This window comes from Propionimicrobium sp. PCR01-08-3 (genome assembly GCF_030286045.1).
Taxonomy (GTDB): domain Bacteria; phylum Actinomycetota; class Actinomycetes; order Propionibacteriales; family Propionibacteriaceae; genus Brooklawnia.
In genome coordinates, this window is record NZ_CP127390.1 from 2815861 (window position 1) to 2834135 (window position 18275).

Below are 18275 nucleotides of genomic sequence, written 5' to 3' on the forward strand. Positions count from 1 at the left end.
GATCCACCAAGAGATGCCATCAGGGGCTACCCCATCGCCTCGAAGTCGGCGTCCGGATCACCGTCTGAGAGATGAAGTCAATGACGTATGTGAAACGACCGATGCGTCAACCCGATACCCGGAACAAGCGAGGTAACCATGCTCGATAAGTTCCTCCAACTTCTGTTGGCCATCGCCGTGCTGGTGGTCGTCGTCGCGCTGCTGCTGTGGGCGGCGAGTCTGGCCCGAGGCAGGCTCGGTGACCGCGTCCGGGCCATCTTCTTCGTCGGCCCCACGGTCTTCTTGGTCGCTGTCGGGTTGGTCTGGCCGACCATTCTCACCATCGAGAAATCGTTCCGCGGGCTGGGTGGGGCAAGCGGTTTCACCGTATCGAACTACGTGCAGATCTTCACCCGTGCCGATCTGCGCACCTCGATCATCAACACAGCGGTCTGGGTGCTGCTGGTGCCGGTGCTGGCGATCGCCATCGGCCTGCTCTACGCGATCATCGTCGACAGGACGCCGATCGAGGCCATAGCCAAGACCCTGATCTTCTTACCGATGGCGATCTCGATGGTCGGGGCGTCGGTGATCTGGAAGTTCGTCTACGAGTACAAACCCACCCAGGCCAATCAGATCGGGCTGCTCAACCAGGTGTTGAAGAGTCTCGGATTGGAAACCCAACAGTTCTTGACCGCCAGTCCGTGGAACAACCTCTTCTTGATCATCGTGATGATCTGGATTCAGGCCGGCTTCGCGATGACCGTGCTCTCGGCGGCCATCAAGGCGATTCCGGACGACATCATCGAGGCCGCGAAGATCGACGGCGCCACCGGTTGGTCGCTGTTCCGGTTCATCACGCTGCCGAGCATCCGTAACTCGCTGATCATGGTGCTGACCACGATCGCGATTGCCGCGCTGAAGGTGTTCGACATCGTCCGGACGATGACCGGCGGCAACTTCGGCACATCGGTGGTCGCCAACGACTTCTACTCGTCCAGTTTCACGCAGAACCAGCCGGGGCTCGGTTCGGCTCTGGCGGTGCTGCTGTTCGTGCTGGTCTCCCCGATCATCGTCTACAACGTGCGGCAACTGAGGCAGGTGAGTTAGATGACTGCAGTCGTTCTTCCGGTCGAGGCGGAGCTCGATCTCGACAAGCCGAAACACCGGCGCAGGCACGATCCGACCAGGGCCGTCAGTTCGCCGTGGGCGACGGTAGTCGCGATCGTGATCGCGACCGTGTGGACGGTGCCGACGGTCGGATTGCTGATCACCTCGTTCCGCCCCGAGATCGACATCACCCGCTCGGGTTGGTGGACCGTGGTCACCGACCCGGATTTCACTTTGTCGAACTACGAGAAGGCGCTGTCCGGCTCGGGCTCGTCGTCCATGCTCGACTACTTCGTGAACTCGTTCGTGATCACGATTCCCTCGACCCTGTTCCCGCTGGCGCTGGCCGCGTTGGCCGCCTACGGGTTCGCCTGGCTGCGCTTCCCCGGACGCGACTGGCTGTTCGTGGCCGTGTTCGCGCTGCAGGTGGTGCCGCTGCAGGTGGCGCTGGTGCCGCTGATGCAGATGTATGGAAGCATCGGCATCGACGGAAGCTACTGGACCGTGTGGATCTCGCACACCATCTTCGGGCTGCCGCTGGCGGTATTCATGATGTTCAACACGATCCGCGATCTGCCGCCCGCTCTGGTCGAGGCCGCCACCATTGACGGCGCGAGCCCGGTGCAGATCTTCTTGCGGATCGTGCTGCCGCTGGCCACACCGGCCATCACCGCCTACGGCATCTTCCAGTTCTTGTGGACGTGGAACGACCTGCTGGTCTCGATGGTCTTCCTGGGCGGCAGCTCCAACGTGGCGCCGCTGACCGTCTACATCTCGCAGCTGTCCGGCAGCCGCGGATCGGCCTGGTACCTACTGAGCTCGGGCGCCTTCATCTCGATGATCGTCCCGGTCGTGGTCTTCCTGATCATGCAGCGCTACTTCGTTCGAGGTCTGACCGCTGGTGCGGTGAAGTAGCCGGCACATCCTGAGGCGCTTCAGGCACTGCCGACAACGATCCGATCACATCGAGTAGGCACTTCGCCGGGCGTCCGAATCGCACCTAGAACCTGTAGCGGCAACGCCCTCACCTGGATATCGAACTACAGTGCCCTTGTGCAGGGTTGGATGGCGGAGACGATATCGCTGGTCGCGCTGGCGGCCGTGCTGGTGTTCGCCGTCGTCCGGCCCAGGGGGTTGCCCGAAGCCACCGCTGCCCTTCCTGCCGCTTTGCTTTTGATCGTCCTGGGCATCCTGCCTCTCGGGGACGCGTGGGCCCAGGTCGTCGAGATGGGGCCGACGGTGCTCTTCTTGGCCGGAGTGCTGGCGCTGGCGAGCCTCTGCGACGAAGAAGGGGTCTTCCGGGCGGCCGGATCACTGATCGCCCGGCGCAGTCGCGGACGTCCGGTGGTCTTGTTCCGGTTGGTCTTTCTGCTCGCGGCGCTCACCACCGCCGTCCTCAGCCTGGACGCGACGGTCGTCTTGCTGACGCCGATCATCTTCGCCACCGCCTCTCGGGTGGGGGCCAGCCCCCGTCCGCATGTGCACCTGACTGCGCATCTGGCCAACTCTGCGTCCTTGCTGCTGCCGGTTTCCAATCTGACGAACCTGCTGGCATTGCAGGTAGCCGGTCTCGGGTTCCTGGAGTTCGCCTCCGACATGGCGCTGCCCTGGGCCGCGGCTATCGCCGTCGAGTTCGCGGTCTTGTTCGTCCATTTCAGGGGTGATCTCAAAGTATCTGCTCCGGTGCGCGACGTCCCCACAGCCGAACGGGACGACCAACCCGTGCCTGTTTTCGCGCTGATCGTGGTCGGAGGTGCCCTGGCGGGATTCGCATCTTCCCAACTGCTGGGCATCGAGCCGTTCTGGGTGGCGCTCGCCGCCGTGGCACTACTGCTGGCCAGGCGAATTGTCGCTGTTCCCCGCTCCGAGAAGGACCCGGCCAGCGACGCTAGTTCCAGCGCACCTAAGCCCATCGAATCCACGAGCCCAGACAATCAGCGTCCTGACAAGGAGAATGGGCGTAACCAGGACCGTGGGCAAGCGACCGCTACCCCTCATACGCCGCTTGGTGCCCGCACTCGCACGGAGCTGCGCTCGACCGCGCTGGCTATGAACCCGCTCTTCCTGATCTTCGTGCTAACGCTGTCGATCGTGGTGGACGCAGCTGTCTCGTCCGGGTTCGGGGAGCAGATCCGCGCCCTGATCCCGGATGGGCAAGGCCTGCCCGAGTTGCTGCTGCTCGCGGCGATCGGCGCCGTGCTGGCGAACGTGGTCAACAACCTGCCCGCGGTGATGGTCCTCGCTCCACTGGTCGCGCACACCGGACCCGAAGCCGTGCTGGCCGTGCTGATCGGCGTCAACATCGGCCCGAATCTCACCTATGTCGGGTCGTTGGCGACCCTGCTGTGGCGGCGCATTCTGCACGAGCACGATGAGGATACCGACTTCGGCGAATTCACAAAGCTGGGGTTGATCAGCGTGCCGCTGGCTATCCTGGCTGCAACAACAGCGTTGTGGGCCCGATCGCTGATCGGAGGTATGTAGTCGATGAAGATTCTCGCCTGGGTGGCGCCGGCAACCTGGCCGGCTGTGGTCGATGCCGCCACTCGGTTGCCGGCCGATGAGATCACGCTCGTGGCGGTCGCCGATTCTGCTCAGCTCCCGGGACGGCCCTCGCCACTGGGGTCCGGCTTGCGCAGGGGTCAGGCCGCAAACACCGTCAGAAGATCCATTGAGGAACTGCTCGATGAGGCGCTTGCCCGCATGACCGGGGACGACGCCCGCGTCCACACTCAATTGCTCTCCGGCCCGGCCTCCCGGGAGATCGTCCAAGCAGCACAAGCCGCCGATGTGCTGGTGATCGCCCGCGATGGCGACCGGTCACGGTTGGGCCCCAAGAGCCTGGGCAAGGACACCCGCTTCGTCGTCGACCACGCACCCTGCACGGTCGTCCTCGTCTGGCCGGGTGACATTCCACCGCTCGGCACCCTGCCGCCGCCCCCACCGCGCTGAGATGCCAGATCGCTTTCGCGAACACCGTCTCGGTCAGCACATTAAATTTGCTGTATGACTGGTAGCCCCACGCCCGTCGAGCGGGTGCAATGGTGAACCGTCCGCAGATCCGCGAACTAATAGTCCACGTACAAACGATGGGGAGGCATCAGATGCGATTTATCATCGTTTGGCCCCAGTTGAACGACATGTAGCCCGCGACGAGCATGTTCAAGAAGTGCGAGGCAGTACCGATGGCGGAGCACAGGACCGTTATCGAAAACTGCACACTTCATGTGTCAATCTGTGCATCGAGTGGTAGAGTCGGCGTTATGAACACGCAGGTGATGACGCTGGCACCGGACGCACTGCGAGACACCCCACGTGGGGAGTCAGTGTGGGAGAAGGCGCTGATCGAGTTCATCCGTCGCGCGTCTGCCGAGGGGAAGACGATCATCGTCAGCACCGAGGTCGAGACCCTGACCCCGGAGGAGGTGGCACGCGGATTGAACCTGTCGCGTTCGACGGTGTCGCGGCGGATTGCCGACGGTACGATCCAGTCGGTCAAGGTGGGCAACCGGCATCATGTGCCCTACCCGGAGTACCGCCGTCTGTGGGAGGAGTCGATGACGAAGGCCGCTGCGGCGTCGATGGCCGACATCGAGGCCGAGCTGTTCAATGACGAGTAATGGACCGTCATTCACGGTCTTCCTCGACGCGAACGTGCTAGCGAAACCGGTCACGCGCACGCTCATCATGCTCGCCTCTCGGTCGAGCGGCTACGGGGTGACGTGGAGCGGATATGTCGAGTCCGAGGCCGATCGGCACCTTCGCTCCCGGCAACGCCCTGTCTCGGAAGTTCGGGAACTCGCGAGCCAAGAGTTGTCTAAGCCGGGCGAGGTTGCAGGCCGCTTCGCGGCCACTTCTATGTCGGATCGTCAGGTGCTTGCGGATGCCGAAGAGGCGGGCGCATCATTCATCGTGACCGAGGATGTCGATGACTTCGCCGACACTGATCTCGAAACGCTCAGTATTGCTGCGGTCAACCCGGATCTATTCCTGTCGTCGTGTACAGCTGAAGCCGGGTATCGGGAAGCGCTCGACTTCCTTGCAGAACTCTCGCGCAACCCGCGCGTCACACCCGAAGAACTGCACAGTCGGCTCGGTCGCGTCCACCCGCTCACCGTGCATGCACACCGAGCGGCGTTCGCCAGCAGCCCGACGACCGCGACCCATAACCCACCTTCCGAGATGTACCGGGGCACGCGGTGCTTGCGCTGCTTACGCACCGACCTAGAAACCACGCAGTTCGGCTTCTGCGAGAACTGCACCACTGCCGGAAGCGGGTAGAACACGCAAGCCGCGCGTCGGGCGCGAGGTTGCAGGCCGGTGTTACCGCTGGGGGTCGTTGCCATGATGACCGCGGGGTCTAGCTTTCTTGGCTCCTGAGATGGACATCCTTTTACGGCCCCACAGCACCCCGTGAGGGCGAAAGGCAGTTACGTCCTGAACGGCCGGATCGTGCGCGTTGAGCATATGCAACGTGGCGCCGGTTAGGGCGTATTGCTAAATGCTCGTTCAGTTACGCTCTTCATGTGCTTGAAACATCCAGACTCCGAATGAGGCGACCGCGTGCGGCCGATGTTGATGCGGTCCTCGCCTATAGATCGAGACCGGACGTGGCTCAGTACCTGAGCGCTGGAACGTGGACGCGGGAGCACACCACGAGTGAGCTGTCTCTGTATGCCACTGCGCGGTTCGAAGGCCCCGGCGACGAGCTGGTGCTGGTTGTCGAGCTTCTTGAGACAGCCGAAGTTGTCGGGGAGGTCGGTCTGGTCTGGCTTCAAAATGACAGCGCCGAGATTGGTTACGTATTCAATCCACGTTTCGGTGGGAGGGGCTTGGCAACTGAAGCTGTGGGCACTCTCCTGGCTGCTGCCCGCAACGACTGGGGCTTCGTTCAAGTGATAGCTAAGACGGACGCCGCCAACGAATCTTCGCGTGCGCTTTGCGAGCGACTTCGCATGACTCTGGTCGCGACGGCACTCACAACGGACGGGCGCGGCGTCGAGGAATTAACCTACGCTGTGCCGGCATCAGCAAACCGAACATCAGACCGGTGAATCCTCGGCATCGGCTTCTCCGGACTCCTTGTCACCTCGCTGCTGCTCGCCCTCACCGCGCATCCGGCGGGAGCGACGATTGCTCTCTTCTTCCTGCTCGGGCTCCTCGGGTTCAGCACCAATCCGGCACTCAACTCCCGTTTCATGGCCATCGCACCGAGCGCCCTGACACTTGCCGCGCCGGTGCGAGCTTCCTGCGGCGCGTGACGAGTATCCAGATGCGCTCTACGCTGCTCGTGCCCGCCAAGCCGCCGCGGTGGAGTCGATGATTTGTTCCCAAGGTGTCGGCGCGATTCCCAGATACTCGGTCGTCTCCGAGCCATCGGCGATGAACGGTGCGTCGAATTGGTAGAGGACGCCGGTGACTTCTCTGAGCAAGGGAATGAACAGACCTCCGGTGCGCAGTATCCACCAGGGCACTTGGCGCAGCTTCGGCCCCGGTAGCGAGCAGCGCTCGTGCAGGCTCCGGAGCACCTGGCGCACGCTTTGGGGCGGGTCCGACGGGACGATCCAGGCTGAACCCCACGCCTGCTCGTCTCGTCCGAGAGCGGCGAGGGTGGCCGCAACGTCTTCTATCGCCGTCCAGGTGTGCGGCTGGTCGGGATCGGCGAACACTGCCGCGGTCTTGCCCGAGAGCGTGGCATCCGCATATCTGGCGAGCAGGCCGCTGCTGATCGGCAGCCCGGGGCCGATGTAGTCGGACGACCGTGCTTCGGTCACTCGGGCCCGCCCGGCTTGGTGCGAGGCGAGAGCTTCTTGCCACATCCGCACCCGCAGCGCACCCTTGTGGTCGGACGGGCGCAATTCAGTGGACCGGGTCATCGGCTCGGTCACCGGACCGTATCCGTAGAGGTTGCTCGCAGTCACCAGCACCGCATCCGTGCGTTCAGCAGCAGTCAAGATCGCGGTGGCAAGGGGCGGCCACTGCCTTTCCCATGCCTGGTATGCCCCCGGATTTGCGCAGTTGTACAGCACTTGTGCGTTCTTGGCCACCTCAGTGAGGGCGTCGGCGTCGGAAGCGTCCAGCGCGATCGCCTCCACTCCGGCGACACCGATGTCGCGTCCCGAGCGGGTCACCACCCGCACTGGTTCACCCTCGGCAGCAAGCAAGCGCGCCAAGGCGGTGCCAACCGGGCCGGCGCCAACAATCACATGCGAAACATTCGACGTTGTCACGCGTCCATCCTCGCAGACTCATCGGCTCCAGCCTGGCATCAGAGTCGATAGGGTGAACGCCATGACGGAGTTTGTCCTGTTCTGCGTGCCGACCATCATCTACGTGGCCGTGCAGTCGCGTGGGAAGGACCGTTCGCTCAACGCCGCGATGCAACGTGCAGGCGCTTGCTGGGGAGCTCCGTCAGGATATGCCTGGGCGCTGGCGCTCCTGCTTCCGCTGGTCTTCACGGGTTGGCTTTCCATCGTCTTGATCCCCACCGAGGTGATAGAGATGCCGGGTTTCTCAATCGCCCGACTGACCTCGGTGGGCGCCGCTATGGGGACCATATTCCGGGCAGTTGGTGAAGAGATCTTCTTCCGGGGATTGCTGGGTGGCGTCCTGATGAGGCGACTCGGATTCGGCTGGGGCAACCTCATACAAGCGATCCTGTTCCTGATTCCCCACTTTGCTCTGCTGTTGGTCGATACTCGCGTGTGGCCGGTCATCCCGGTGCAGTTTGCAGCGGGCTGGCTCTTGGGTTGGCTGCGCCACAAGACCGGGACGTTCCTGCCCGGTGGGATCGTCCACGGGCTGGTGAACATTGCCTCCGGACTGGTCGCGCTCTGACATGGTCGAGTGACCAAAGTCTGGCGCGTGGACGCGGGAGTCAGAACACCTCGACAGTGCAGGTCACGCCGGGCACACGGTCAAGTTTGCCGTCGTGTGTCACGAGCGGGACACGCAGTCGTTCCGCCAGGGCAATGTACGCCGCGTCATAGCTTGTCGCGTTCGCGCCCAGCTCCCACGCGCGGGCGGCCAGCAGTTCGAATGGCCACAGCCGAACCGGGGCGTTCATGATGCCGTCGAAGGCTATGCGTGCAGCGTCGTCGGTGAGAATCCCCGCATTCCGCTGACGCCGGATGACATTGGTCGCCTCGATACGAGCATGCGCGGGTGCATGGAGAGTCTCACCTTCGAGCCGGGCAGCGAGCTTGGCACTGGACGGGGAGAGCCAGACCTCGAGCAGCGCTGAAGCATCAATGACGACGCTCACCGGCGATCCGCATTGAGATCGGAGAGAATGCGATCAGCGCTCTCTTCACTATTCGATGAGGCAAAGGACCGGGCCGACGAGAGCCAGTCGTCAACGCTGGGCTCGTCTGCCAGCCGCTGCAGTTCGCTCGACAGATACTCCTGGAGTGACCGTCCCGAGCGCGACGCCCGCTCCGCGAGCACGTCACGCGTCCGGTCGGGTACGTGGCGGATCGTAATCGAGACTGTCATGCATGCATTTTAGCAGCACGTCTCGTAGCGTGCGGGATCAGCGGTCGTCGTCGTAGAACTCGCTGCGGTCAAACGGCTCGGGGTGGCTGGTCTCGACGGTTGCCAGCGTCAGCGGGTGCGATCTGGCGATCTGCTCAGCCGCGGGCCCAGCCGGGGCACGTGACTCCTGTTGAGTGATGGAAGCATCGCGTCGACCAGCGCGCCGCGTAGCAGCGGCTATCTTCTTTTCAGAGTCGTCTCGGACGTACGGCGTCATACGGGTACTGCCGAAACAGTAAGACGGTTACCGGTGGCGCGCGCGATCTTAGTGAGGGTCGCTACGGTCGGTGTGCGGCCGCCACGTTCGATGTCACTAATGAATGGCTGCCTCGTCCCCATGCGGCGAGCAAGCTCGCTTTGACTGATTCCCGCGCTGGTCCGCATCTGATAGACGAGCTCAGCCAACGCAATTTGAGTCTCCGCATCTGCGTCTGCGTCGTCGTATTCTTTGCGTTGCTCTGGCGTGAAGGACGCGGTGACCTCAGCGTGGAGCTGATCGTAGTCAACATATCCATCGGGCAGCGTATTCATGAACGTGAACCTTTCTCGAAGTCGGCTTTTGCCTGCCTGGCGCGTTCGATCTCGCGACGCTCGTTGTTACGCGTCTTGCGGAATGCGGTCAGCGTGATGACTAACTGATCTGGTTGATAGGTGTAAGTGATTCGCTGATCAACGGTGCCCCGCTGCACAGCGAACCGAAGCTCGAATAGGCCGTCCCCGAGAGGTTTGCTGTGCGGCATACGCAGCTGATTGCCTTGTTGTTTGAGCAGGCCAATCATCTTGTCCGTTACCTTGATGTCTGCCGGGGCGAGCGTTTGGTACCACTGCGCGACTTCCGCAGATAGCACGATCCTCCAAGCTGACCCCATGACAAGATTATACGCAACTAGTTATAGGCGTCGCAAGCCTTGCTCACATCCGTGAGGAAATAAGCGCGCATCGCCTCATCCAGGGACATCAAAGAGACTTCTGAAGCAAGTCGGCGGCGCGCCATTCGGAAGTAAAATACAAACTCGCGGGACACGTTCGCGGCACAACTTCATGTGAGGGGTTCATCAGTGGCTGAGTTCTGGCGCAACACGGCGCTGCCCCATCTTGAGGGACGGCGTTCGTGCCAGGAGAATCCCTGCTATCGCCCACATGCGCACGACACGTTCTCGATCGGCCTGATCGATGAAGGAAACTCAATCCTCTCCGGCCCGATCGATGGCACGATCCGCCTGACGACCGGTGATGTCATCCTCATCCCGTCCGGACAAGTTCACGCCTGCAATCCTGACAAGGGAAGATGGCTGTACCAGATGATCCACATGGATCAGGGTTGGGCCGCCTCCCTCGCCCCTGCCGGTCAATCGTCCGACCTCTTCGCTCAGATCACCGTGCTTCGTCATCCGGACTTACCCGGCCACATCGCGAACCTGAACGCCCTGGTGTTCGCCGACGGCACCCGCGAACGCATCGAGGCCACTTTCACCTCCGTGCTCGGTGCGCTTGAGTCCCTGCCTGCCACCTATACGGCAGGCACAAACGCCGATCCCCAGCTGCTCGCACGGCTGCGTCCGGTCATGGAGCGCCTCCGTTACGACGAGGCCAACCCGGTATTGGACGAGTTGGCGGCGCTGGCCGGCATGTCCCGCTACCAACTGGATCGGGCGATGCGGCGGGCGACCGGACTGACACCGATGGCCTGGCGACAGAACGCCCGGATCATCCACGCCCGTCACTTGCTTCGCGACGGCACACCGATCGCCGAGACCGCGTATGCACTGGGGTTCACCGATCAGAGCCACTTCCACCGCGTGTTCCGTGCTCACGTCGCTGCGACGCCGGGTGCCTATCAAGGCTGAGCGCTAGATCGTACAAGACCTGATCGTTTCTTACTCCCGATACTGGACGGGCATACCGCCCACGACATGAGGGAGACATGGAACAGTTCGTCGCCGTCGCGCTCGCACATTTTTTCGCGCTACTCATACCAGGCGTCGACTTCTTCCTCATCGTCCGCACCACGATCACGAACGGCTGGCGCAATGCCACCGGCGCCTGCCTGGGTATTGCCACCGCCAACGCCAGCATCATCACCGCCGTGTTCTCCAGCATCGCTCTCATCTCGAGCCCGATTCTGCTCAGCGCCGTCCAGCTGTTCGGGGGTGGATTCCTCATCTTCATCGGTACCGCTTTTCTTTGCTCGCCGGCACTGATCGACCCGGACCGCACGTCGAGCACCGAGCACACGACCTGGCAGCGGAACTTCGGGCTCGGCATCACCTCCGGGCTCCTGAACCCGAAGAACATCTTGTTCTATGTCAGCCTCGCCGCGATCGTCGGGGACGCTGCGCCCCTGGTGCTGCTGGGCTACGGCGTCTGGATGTTCACCGTTCTACTAGGCTGGGATATCTTCGTCGCCGTCGCGCTCGGTTCCAGACGAGCCCTCGCCCACATGGGCCGCGTCCTCCCATGGCTCAGCAAGGCCGCCGGCGGGTTCCTCATCCTGTTCGGTGCCGGGATGCTCGTCGAACTCGCCTGCCATACCATCGGATGACAGACTGCACGAAGGGGTCGCCGAGCAGTCTCCGAGTACCGATAAGCGGGGCAAAAACGATGAGCAACCACACCACCACCCCTTGGGAACAGATAAGGGACGAGTCTCTGGCCGCAATGACCGGAGCCGAGCGTGCGGAATATGATGCGGTCTCAGTGGAGGCCGAAGCACGCCTGCAGCTCGCCGACCTTGTCTACAACGCCCGTACGCCTGCATATCTCCACCCCTCGTCAGATGCGGATGGGCGGTAAAGCGGGTTTGCTGGAGGCACGAAAGGAGCGATTCTCATGGAACTCATGGTTGACTTCATCACCTCGCTCGATGGCTACGGCGCTGCCGAAGGATGGCCCGGCTGGTGGGGGCTCGAGGGCCCCGAATATCTTGAATGGCTCGGGGAGGACGCCAAAAACGAGGCGACGCTGCTGATGGGCGCGAACACCTACCGCCTCATGCATGGATTCGCCGCCTCGCAGGCCGAAGGCGTCGATCAGCTCGGTGCGATGCAGAAGGTTGTGTTCTCGAACACTTTGGACGAACCGCTGGAGTGGGCCAACAGTCGGCTCGTCCGTGGTGACGCAGCCGAGGCGGTCCGCGAGTTGAAGGAGCATGGCGAGCGACGACTGTCCACCATCGGCAGCGTGTCACTGGCGCGATCGCTGATGGCGGCTGGCCTCGTCGACCGCTTCCGGGTCGTCGTCTTCCCAGTCATCACCGGCAAAACCGGCAGCGACAGAATCTACGACGGCTACCCCGATGTGGCGCTCGACATGATCGAGACGCGCACTTTCGACGGAGGAACCGTGCTGCTCGACTATCGTCCGCGTCTGTTGGACGCCCCGCTCCCGCCGGGCCCCGGCAGCGCCTGATAGCAGAGGACGCGGTACTGCGTCGATGGTCGTCTCGGGTGTCTCGTTGAAGCAGAACAGGACGCCCGGTTATAGCGCATTGACCGTGTTGACGATCCGCTCGAAGATAGCGGTGTAGTCAGCAGACATTCTGAGCCCCTGCACTGTCTTCTGCATCCGCACGGGCGATTCAGCGCTGACGGCCTTCGCGCCGACGAGCTTAGAGACGAAGCGGGTTCGGGTCGATGACAGTAGAGACCAGGTCCGCGGCCATCCACACCTCACCGGTCCCTGCTTCCGCCGACATCAATCAGATCATGACCAACCCAGACGTGAAGCTGCCGCCGACCCGCATCTATCCACCTCTCAGACATCGGATATGCAGCACACATTCGAATAATATATTCAAGGATTCGTTGCAGGCACTAGTATTCGAACTGACGTTCTACTACAGTTGTGTCATGGAAACACCAACACTCCAAGCCAACGGGAAACAAACAGGCCGGCCGCTCGGCCTTACCGTTCATCCAGCCGCGACGGCGTGTTCGATTACAACAGCTGCCGGGCCGTCACTGCCGGCCGGTATCCCCGACCCACAATTCACGGTATCGGAGCAGGCGCGCCGGGAAGCGTTCGCCAGCCTGGACCACGCCCACCACCAAGTGATCGCTGCCGAAACCGCCGAACTGGTTGGCATCCTGCACGCCGCCCAACTATGGGCCGTCACCTGTGACCAGATCGACGCCAGCATCGAACGGGTCGCCCGGACCGAGAAACTACGGGCCTACGGGCACGACGGCACCCCACACATCGGCGAATTCCTCGCCCTCGAAATCGGGCCCCTCCTGGGGATCTCCGCCCACACCGCGATCTGCCGCATCGCAGACGCCCTCGACCTGGCCTACCGATTCCCCAAAACGCTGAGCCAAGTCCTGATGGGAACAATCCGGGTCTGGCAGGCATTGAAAGCCTCCCACCGGTGCAACGACCTCCCCCTGGCCGCGGCCCTCGAAGTCGACACCCAGCTCGCAGACGCCCTGAAAACACTGCCCTTCAGCATGGTGATGAAACGCCTGGACGAATGGATCATCGCCGCCGACCCCGCGCTTGCTGCCCAGCGGGCCGAGACGAAACGCAAGGCCCGGTTCATCCGGATCTCCCCCATCGAAGACGGACACGTCACCATTCACGGCATCCTCGACGCCACAGACGGTATCCTGTTCAACACCATCCTGAACAAAGTCGCCGCCATCCTCCCGAAAAACCCTGACGTCGACAGCTTCACCGACCACGACCTACGCCGGACCCAAGCGCTCGGCGTGATTTGCCGCCACCACCAGACACAAACCAGCAACCGGGCATCCGACAGCCCTGGGCGTTCCCGGACCGGTTGGCCGACCGGGACCACCGCGCCCGGCCACCAGGAGTTCGAGCACCCCGGACCGCGAGATGTCGGACAGGCCAGCCACGGCAGTGCCTACCGGTCCCAGCCAGAATGGGCGTCGTGTGTGGGCAACAGCGCCACGAAACAGAACAACGAGGAACAGGCACAACTATCTCATGCTGCATTCGCCAACGGTGGCGACAAGAGCACCAGCACGCCCACTCACACCCTGATCATCCACATCAACGCCGACGATCTCGCGCTCCGCACCGGGCCGATGGGCACGGCTTCGATGACCGGTCAGCAGACCCGAAACGACACACCTGATCAGAACACCGGCCTCGACGACCGGCACCTGATCTGCCACCAGCCGCATCTGCCACCCGTCGGCGTTGCCCGGATCGAAGACTGGGGACCCCTGCTCACCAGCCAACTCCCCGAATTCCTGAAAGGCACCAAAGTCGTCGTCCGGCCAATCATTGATCCGGCACAGATCGAACCGACCGACGCCTACCAGACACCAGACAAGATGCGATTCGCCATCGAGCAACGCAACCCCACCGACGTGTTCCCGTACGGCACCGCCGCCGCGAAACACTGCGATCTGGACCACACGGCCCCCTACATCAGAGGCCGGAACGCGCCAGCCGGCCAAACCAGCCCCGGCAACCTCGGACCCCTCAGCCGGACCGCTCACCGAGCAAAAACCTTCGGCGGCTGGCAACTCCACCAACCAACCCCGGCCACTACACCTGGACCTCAAAACTCGGCTACCAATACAAGGTCACACCCGCAGGAACCAGCCGCGCCAAATAGCATCGACGGCATGAACGGTTTCACTTTGGACGAGCTTCTCGAACTCGAACATGCAGGCTGGCGTTCGCTCTGCGAATCCAGGGGCGGCACGTTCTACGGCAAACTGATGACACCGGATGCCTTGTTCATCCTGGTGAACGGCATGACGATGACGCGAGAGGCGGTCGCCAACTCCCTTGACGGCGCGCCAGGCTGGGCGTCCTACGAAATCACCGACGCGCAACTGATCCAGCTCGGGCAAGATGCTGCTGCTCTCACCTACCGCTGCACCTCATCGCGGCCGGATCTACCCGAACCTTTCACGGCAATCATGTCGAGCGTCTACCGCCGGATCGATGGACAAGCCCGGTTGGCGCTCTACCAGCAAACCACCATCACGCACTGATGCTAGCAGCGCTCGCGGGGAGTACCTCCGCGCCCAAGGGCGTCGGGTTGCCGAAGCGATGATTCGTGATCGAGACTGCCTGCTCGTGGACGAACGGCAGCACCTCGACGCGTCCCTCACCGGTGACCGGGCCACCCCAGATCGCCACGTCGATGTCACCGTCGAGATCACGGGCCAGTCCATCCGGGTCGCCGCCGACCAGTCGGATGCGGCCATCGTGATGCTGGTCCTCGGACTTCGCCCTGACGACGAACGACTCCCGCGACTCGTGCAGGACGACGGCCCCGAACCTGCCCAGCACCCGCTCGACCGGCTCCGGCAAAGCCTCGGCGACCGAGACGGTGAGCGGCTGGATGGCGTCCGGATTACCAGCGGCCATCCTGCGCAGCCGCCGCTTGCCGTCGGCACCCTTCGGGGTGTTGAACTCGCCCACTGCCAGCGCCGCGCCCGCCACGCTCACCACATCGGTGAGCCCGGCACCGGCCTCGGCACGGATGGTCGCCGCAGCCGGCAGATAGCGCAACACATTGCGCTCCGAGCGCAGCGCGCTCGGGTCGTGCAAGACGTCGAACTCCTTGTCACATGCATCTTCGATCGAGTGCATCGCCCGCTCCAGCCGGGCCCAATCGGCCTGGTCCAGGCTGGGCGCTGCCGCGTCCAGGAGTTCGGTCAGCTGCGGTTTGCGCAATTCGACAGGTCGAGCGAAAGCATCCGCGATCTCCTCCCGGGGCGTGAACGAGCCGAAGCCGAACAGATAGTTCGGGCCGCCCGCCTTTGCACCGGCTCCTACCGCCGACTGCTTCCAGCCACCGAACGGCTGCCTGCGGACGATAGCCCCGGTGATGCCGCGGTTGACGTAGACGTTGCCCGCCTGCACGTGATCCAGCCAGGTGCGGATCTCGCCGGCGTCCAGCGACTGCAGACCCGCGGTGAGCCCATAGGCGGTCGCGTTTTGCCACCGGATGGCCTCGTCCAAGCTCGCGGCACGCATCACACCGAGGATCGGCCCGAAGTACTCAACCATGTGGTATTCGGAACCGGGCTCCACCCCGGCACGAATGCCCGGGCTCCACAGCCGCTCGGTGTCGTCCAGTTGGCGGGGCTTCAGCACCCAGTTCTGGCCCGGCTCCAGCTGCGTCAGCCCGCGCCGAAGCTTCGAGCCTTCGTCCGGCACCTCCGACAGCGGGCCCATCTGCGCGGCCGGGTTCGTCGGCCAGTCGACCACCAGCGACGACACCGCATCGATCAGCTGGTTACGGAACCGCTTGGAGGACGCCACCGATCCGACCAGAATCACCAGGGACGCCGCTGAACACTTCTGACCGGCATGCCCGAAAGCGCTGGTGACAATGTCTTTCACGGCCAGATCGAAGTCGGCCGACGGAGTCACGATGATTGCGTTCTTGCCGGAGGTCTCGGCCAGCAGCGGCAGATCGGGCCGCCAGGAGCGGAACATCCGCGCGGTATCCGAGGAGCCGGTGAGCACGACCCGCTCCACCCGGGTATCCCGGATCAGCTGCTCGCCGAGCGAGTGATCGGCGGGCACCACGAACTGCAGCACGTCGCGGGGCACGCCTGCAGCCCACAGGCATTCGGCGAGCAGTGCCGCGCATCTCTTCGCCGCCGATGCGGGCTTCAAGATCACGGCCGACCCGGCCGCCAGCGCCGCCACCGTGCCTCCCATTGGGATGGCGAGCGGGAAGTTCCACGGCGGCGTCACCACGGTGAGCGCGGCCGGCGTGAACACCGCATCGGGCAAGGCGTCGAGCGTGAGCGCCTGTTCAGCGTAGTAGTGCGCGAAATCGGTGGCCTCGGAGACCTCGACATCGCACTGGTCGATGGTCTTGCCCAACTCGGACGCGGCAACCTCGATGAGTTCGCCCCGCCGCCTGGACAATTCGACGCCTGCCCGGTGCAAGATCTCAGCGCGTTCGTCCGCACCCGTGGCCGCCCAGTCTCGGCCGACAGCAGCACCGCGCGCGATCGTCTCGTCCAGCCGGCCGGCATCCGAGATGGTGCTGGCTTCGACGGTTTCAATGCCGAGCCCACAGCCCGGTACCCGTTTCAGGATCTCCATGGCCCAAGCGCGGTTCGCGGGCAGCGCCGGATCGGAATCCGGCGTGTTCGCGAACTCCCAGCCGTCACCTTCAACCCGCACCGGATACTCGAGGGCGGCACCGGATTGCGTGGCTCGGTCCTGCCCGCGATTCGGGTGGACGCGCGAGTCGCCCTCACGCAACCACTGAGCCGCAGCCGCCCGGAAGCGATCGCGTTCCAACGACTGGGCGCCCGCGTCCGTGCCGATGTCGAAGATGCGCGCCATGAAGTTCTCGGACGCCGAGTTCTCCTCCAAACGCCTCACCAGATAGGCGATGGCCACGTCGTATTCCTCCGGGTGGACGACCGGCACGTAGAGCAGCAGATCGCCGACATCCTCCCTGACGGCGGCCGCCTGCTGGGTGGCCATGCCCGACAGCATCTCGACGTCGATGCCGTCACGTACCCCGCGCAGCCCGGCCAGTTCCCAGGCGAAGGCCAGCGTGAACAGGTTGTGGCCGGCCACGCCCAGATGCACGTTCGCCATCCGCTCGGGGGTGAGCGCCCACTCGAGCACCCGCAGATAGTTCGCGTCGGTGGCCCGCTTGGACTCCCAGGTGACCTCTTCCCAGCCGTGTATGTCGGCGTCGACGCGTTCCATCGCCAGGTTCGCGCCCTTCACCAGTCGCACCTTGATGGGCGCACCACCCTTGGCGCGGCGCCGGGCCGCCCAGTCCTGCAGGCGCTCCATCGCGGGCAGCGCGTCGGGCAGGTAGGCCTGCAAGACGATTCCGGCATCGAGCTGCTGGTTCTCGGGCTGATCCAGCAGCTGCGTGAAGACGTCGAGGGTCAGGTCGAGATCGTGATACTCCTCCATGTCGAGGTTGATGAAGGTCGCCGACGATGCCTGCCTGGCTACGGCGTATACCGGGGTCAGCTTGCGTACTGCGGCCTCGACCACCTCGTCGTAGGCCCACGCGTTGTGCGGCCCGGTAACCGCCGACACCTTGAGCGACACGTAGTCGACGTCGTCGCGGCGCATCAGCGCGGCCACATCGGCGAGCCTGCGGTCGGCCTCTTCGTCGCCGAGCACGGCCTCGCCGAGCAGGTTGATGTTGAGCCGCGAACCGTCCGCGCGCAGCCGCTCGATGGCCGGGCCCAGCTTGTCGTCCGTGACGTCGACCACCAGGTCACCGACCAATTCCTGGAAGACCCGGCGCGCGGCCGGAACCGCGACCTTCGGGACGAGCCTGCCGGCCTTGCCGCCGACCCTGGCCGGCACTCGCAGCCATCCGGGCAAGAACGAGGGGTTACGCGCGCCCAGATCTGCCAGGTGGCGCGCCGCCACGTTCATATCTTCGGGACGCACCACCTGGTCAACGAACTGCACGGTGTAATCCAGACCGTCCGGGTCGTCCAATACATCGGCGAGCAGACGCGCCGCCCGGTTTTCGGGGTATTTCGCGGAGGCCTCCGCCCAGCGCTGCGCGGTCTGCTCGGCCAGCTCGATCGCCTGGCGGATCTGCTCGCCTGGGAACGGCGTGCGGGTTTCTTCATCGGGATTGATCACGGCAACCTCCTGACCTGGGGACGAACGGTGGGTTCGTATCTGGGGTGCGGACTCCGGCCTTGGAGCCCGTGAGT

General features: G+C 63.8%; 18 protein-coding genes and 1 pseudogene. 13 read left to right on the forward strand and 6 right to left on the reverse strand.

What is annotated here, in order from left to right:
• Positions 1–138 precede the first annotated feature (138 nt).
• The 8 genes and pseudogenes from QQ658_RS13065 to QQ658_RS13095 all read left to right on the forward strand — a co-directional run bounded on the left by QQ658_RS13065 (position 139) and on the right by QQ658_RS13095 (position 6143).
• Complete coding sequence (locus tag QQ658_RS13065; RefSeq protein ID WP_286025272.1) at positions 139–1089, forward strand: carbohydrate ABC transporter permease; 951 nt, start codon at positions 139–141, stop codon at positions 1087–1089.
• Positions 1090–2004, forward strand: coding sequence for a carbohydrate ABC transporter permease (locus QQ658_RS13070; protein WP_286025273.1), 915 nt, complete (start codon positions 1090–1092; stop codon positions 2002–2004). It begins immediately after the preceding gene.
• A 150-nt stretch (positions 2005–2154) separates the two neighbouring features.
• A pseudogene (locus tag QQ658_RS15540) lies at positions 2155–2922 on the forward strand (SLC13 family permease); the annotation flags it as partial.
• A 216-nt stretch (positions 2923–3138) separates the two neighbouring features.
• Positions 3139–3573, forward strand: coding sequence for an ArsB/NhaD family transporter (locus tag QQ658_RS15545; RefSeq protein WP_502928965.1), 435 nt, complete (start codon positions 3139–3141; stop codon positions 3571–3573).
• Between the two features lie 3 nt (positions 3574–3576).
• Positions 3577–4041: a universal stress protein gene (locus tag QQ658_RS13080; RefSeq protein ID WP_286025275.1), complete on the forward strand. Its 465-nt coding sequence runs from the start codon at positions 3577–3579 to the stop codon at positions 4039–4041.
• A gap of 311 nt (positions 4042–4352) precedes the next feature.
• The gene (locus tag QQ658_RS13085; RefSeq protein WP_286025276.1) at positions 4353–4709 is read left to right on the forward strand and encodes an excisionase family DNA-binding protein; all 357 of its coding nucleotides are present in this window, start codon (positions 4353–4355) and stop codon (positions 4707–4709) included.
• A 253-nt stretch (positions 4710–4962) separates the two neighbouring features.
• Entirely contained in the window at positions 4963–5370 is a 408-nt protein-coding gene (locus QQ658_RS13090) for a hypothetical protein (RefSeq protein WP_286025277.1), read from the forward strand.
• A 269-nt stretch (positions 5371–5639) separates the two neighbouring features.
• On the forward strand, positions 5640–6143 hold the full coding sequence (locus QQ658_RS13095; RefSeq protein ID WP_286027121.1) for a GNAT family N-acetyltransferase: 504 nt from the start codon (positions 5640–5642) through the stop codon (positions 6141–6143).
• A 225-nt stretch (positions 6144–6368) separates the two neighbouring features.
• Here QQ658_RS13095 and QQ658_RS13100 read toward each other — a convergent pair whose 3' ends face one another.
• The gene (locus tag QQ658_RS13100) at positions 6369–7319 is read right to left on the reverse strand and encodes an NAD-dependent epimerase/dehydratase family protein (RefSeq protein ID WP_286025278.1); all 951 of its coding nucleotides are present in this window, start codon (positions 7317–7319) and stop codon (positions 6369–6371) included.
• 61 nt (positions 7320–7380) lie between these two features.
• Here QQ658_RS13100 and QQ658_RS13105 point away from each other — a divergent pair, with 61 nt between their 5' ends.
• A complete protein-coding gene (locus tag QQ658_RS13105) occupies positions 7381–7926 on the forward strand; it encodes a CPBP family intramembrane glutamic endopeptidase (protein ID WP_286025279.1) in 546 nt (181 codons plus the stop codon).
• A gap of 40 nt (positions 7927–7966) precedes the next feature.
• On the opposite strand, the gene QQ658_RS13110 is transcribed toward QQ658_RS13105, so the two are convergent.
• The 4 genes from QQ658_RS13110 to QQ658_RS13125 all read right to left on the reverse strand — a co-directional run bounded on the left by QQ658_RS13110 (position 7967) and on the right by QQ658_RS13125 (position 9491).
• The gene (locus QQ658_RS13110; protein ID WP_286025280.1) at positions 7967–8353 is read right to left on the reverse strand and encodes a type II toxin-antitoxin system VapC family toxin; all 387 of its coding nucleotides are present in this window, start codon (positions 8351–8353) and stop codon (positions 7967–7969) included.
• Entirely contained in the window at positions 8350–8583 is a 234-nt protein-coding gene (locus QQ658_RS13115) for a FitA-like ribbon-helix-helix domain-containing protein (RefSeq protein ID WP_286025281.1), read from the reverse strand. Before QQ658_RS13115 ends, QQ658_RS13110 begins: the two co-directional genes overlap by 4 nt.
• 252 nt (positions 8584–8835) lie before the next feature.
• Positions 8836–9153 (reverse strand): helix-turn-helix domain-containing protein, encoded by a 318-nt coding sequence (locus QQ658_RS13120; protein WP_286025282.1) that lies wholly within the window; start codon positions 9151–9153, stop codon positions 8836–8838.
• A complete protein-coding gene (locus QQ658_RS13125; protein WP_286025283.1) occupies positions 9150–9491 on the reverse strand; it encodes a type II toxin-antitoxin system RelE/ParE family toxin in 342 nt (113 codons plus the stop codon). Before QQ658_RS13125 ends, QQ658_RS13120 begins: the two co-directional genes overlap by 4 nt.
• A 189-nt stretch (positions 9492–9680) precedes the next feature.
• Between QQ658_RS13125 and QQ658_RS13130 the strand changes: the two genes are divergently transcribed.
• From QQ658_RS13130 to QQ658_RS13145, 4 genes are all read left to right on the forward strand, one after another.
• Positions 9681–10469, forward strand: a complete 789-nt coding sequence (locus QQ658_RS13130; RefSeq protein ID WP_286025284.1) for an AraC family transcriptional regulator — start codon at positions 9681–9683, stop codon at positions 10467–10469.
• Positions 10470–10546: 77 nt separating this feature from the next.
• The gene (locus QQ658_RS13135) at positions 10547–11164 is read left to right on the forward strand and encodes a LysE family translocator (protein WP_286025285.1); all 618 of its coding nucleotides are present in this window, start codon (positions 10547–10549) and stop codon (positions 11162–11164) included.
• Between the two features lie 287 nt (positions 11165–11451).
• Complete coding sequence (locus QQ658_RS13140; RefSeq protein WP_286025286.1) at positions 11452–12030, forward strand: dihydrofolate reductase family protein; 579 nt, start codon at positions 11452–11454, stop codon at positions 12028–12030.
• Between the two features lie 440 nt (positions 12031–12470).
• Positions 12471–14594 carry a DUF4440 domain-containing protein gene (locus QQ658_RS13145; protein WP_286025287.1) on the forward strand — a complete coding sequence of 708 codons (2124 nt, stop codon included), beginning with the start codon at positions 12471–12473 and terminating at the stop codon, positions 14592–14594.
• Here the strand turns inward: QQ658_RS13145 and QQ658_RS13150 are convergent.
• Complete coding sequence (locus QQ658_RS13150; protein WP_286025288.1) at positions 14584–18201, reverse strand: bifunctional proline dehydrogenase/L-glutamate gamma-semialdehyde dehydrogenase; 3618 nt, start codon at positions 18199–18201, stop codon at positions 14584–14586. The two genes, QQ658_RS13145 and QQ658_RS13150, sit on opposite strands and share 11 nt — an antisense overlap.
• Positions 18202–18275: the final 74 nt, after the last annotated feature.

Excerpts from the sequence above, each read along its gene's own strand:
- QQ658_RS13065 (WP_286025272.1), top strand. The coding sequence starts at position 139 with ATGCTCGATAAGTTCCTCCAACTTCTGTTGGCCATCGCCGTGCTGGTG.
- QQ658_RS13070 (WP_286025273.1), top strand. The coding sequence starts at position 1,090 with ATGACTGCAGTCGTTCTTCCGGTCGAGGCGGAGCTCGATCTCGACAAG.
- QQ658_RS15545 (WP_502928965.1), top strand. The coding sequence starts at position 3,139 with ATGAACCCGCTCTTCCTGATCTTCGTGCTAACGCTGTCGATCGTGGTG.
- QQ658_RS13080 (WP_286025275.1), top strand. The coding sequence starts at position 3,577 with ATGAAGATTCTCGCCTGGGTGGCGCCGGCAACCTGGCCGGCTGTGGTC.
- QQ658_RS13085 (WP_286025276.1), top strand. The coding sequence starts at position 4,353 with ATGAACACGCAGGTGATGACGCTGGCACCGGACGCACTGCGAGACACC.
- QQ658_RS13095 (WP_286027121.1), top strand. The coding sequence starts at position 5,640 with ATGAGGCGACCGCGTGCGGCCGATGTTGATGCGGTCCTCGCCTATAGA.
- QQ658_RS13105 (WP_286025279.1), top strand. The coding sequence starts at position 7,381 with ATGACGGAGTTTGTCCTGTTCTGCGTGCCGACCATCATCTACGTGGCC.
- QQ658_RS13115 (WP_286025281.1), bottom strand. The coding sequence starts at position 8,583 with ATGACAGTCTCGATTACGATCCGCCACGTACCCGACCGGACGCGTGAC.
- QQ658_RS13120 (WP_286025282.1), bottom strand. The coding sequence starts at position 9,153 with ATGAATACGCTGCCCGATGGATATGTTGACTACGATCAGCTCCACGCT.
- QQ658_RS13125 (WP_286025283.1), bottom strand. The coding sequence starts at position 9,491 with ATGGGGTCAGCTTGGAGGATCGTGCTATCTGCGGAAGTCGCGCAGTGG.
- QQ658_RS13135 (WP_286025285.1), top strand. The coding sequence starts at position 10,547 with ATGGAACAGTTCGTCGCCGTCGCGCTCGCACATTTTTTCGCGCTACTC.
- QQ658_RS13140 (WP_286025286.1), top strand. The coding sequence starts at position 11,452 with ATGGAACTCATGGTTGACTTCATCACCTCGCTCGATGGCTACGGCGCT.
- QQ658_RS13145 (WP_286025287.1), top strand. The coding sequence starts at position 12,471 with ATGGAAACACCAACACTCCAAGCCAACGGGAAACAAACAGGCCGGCCG.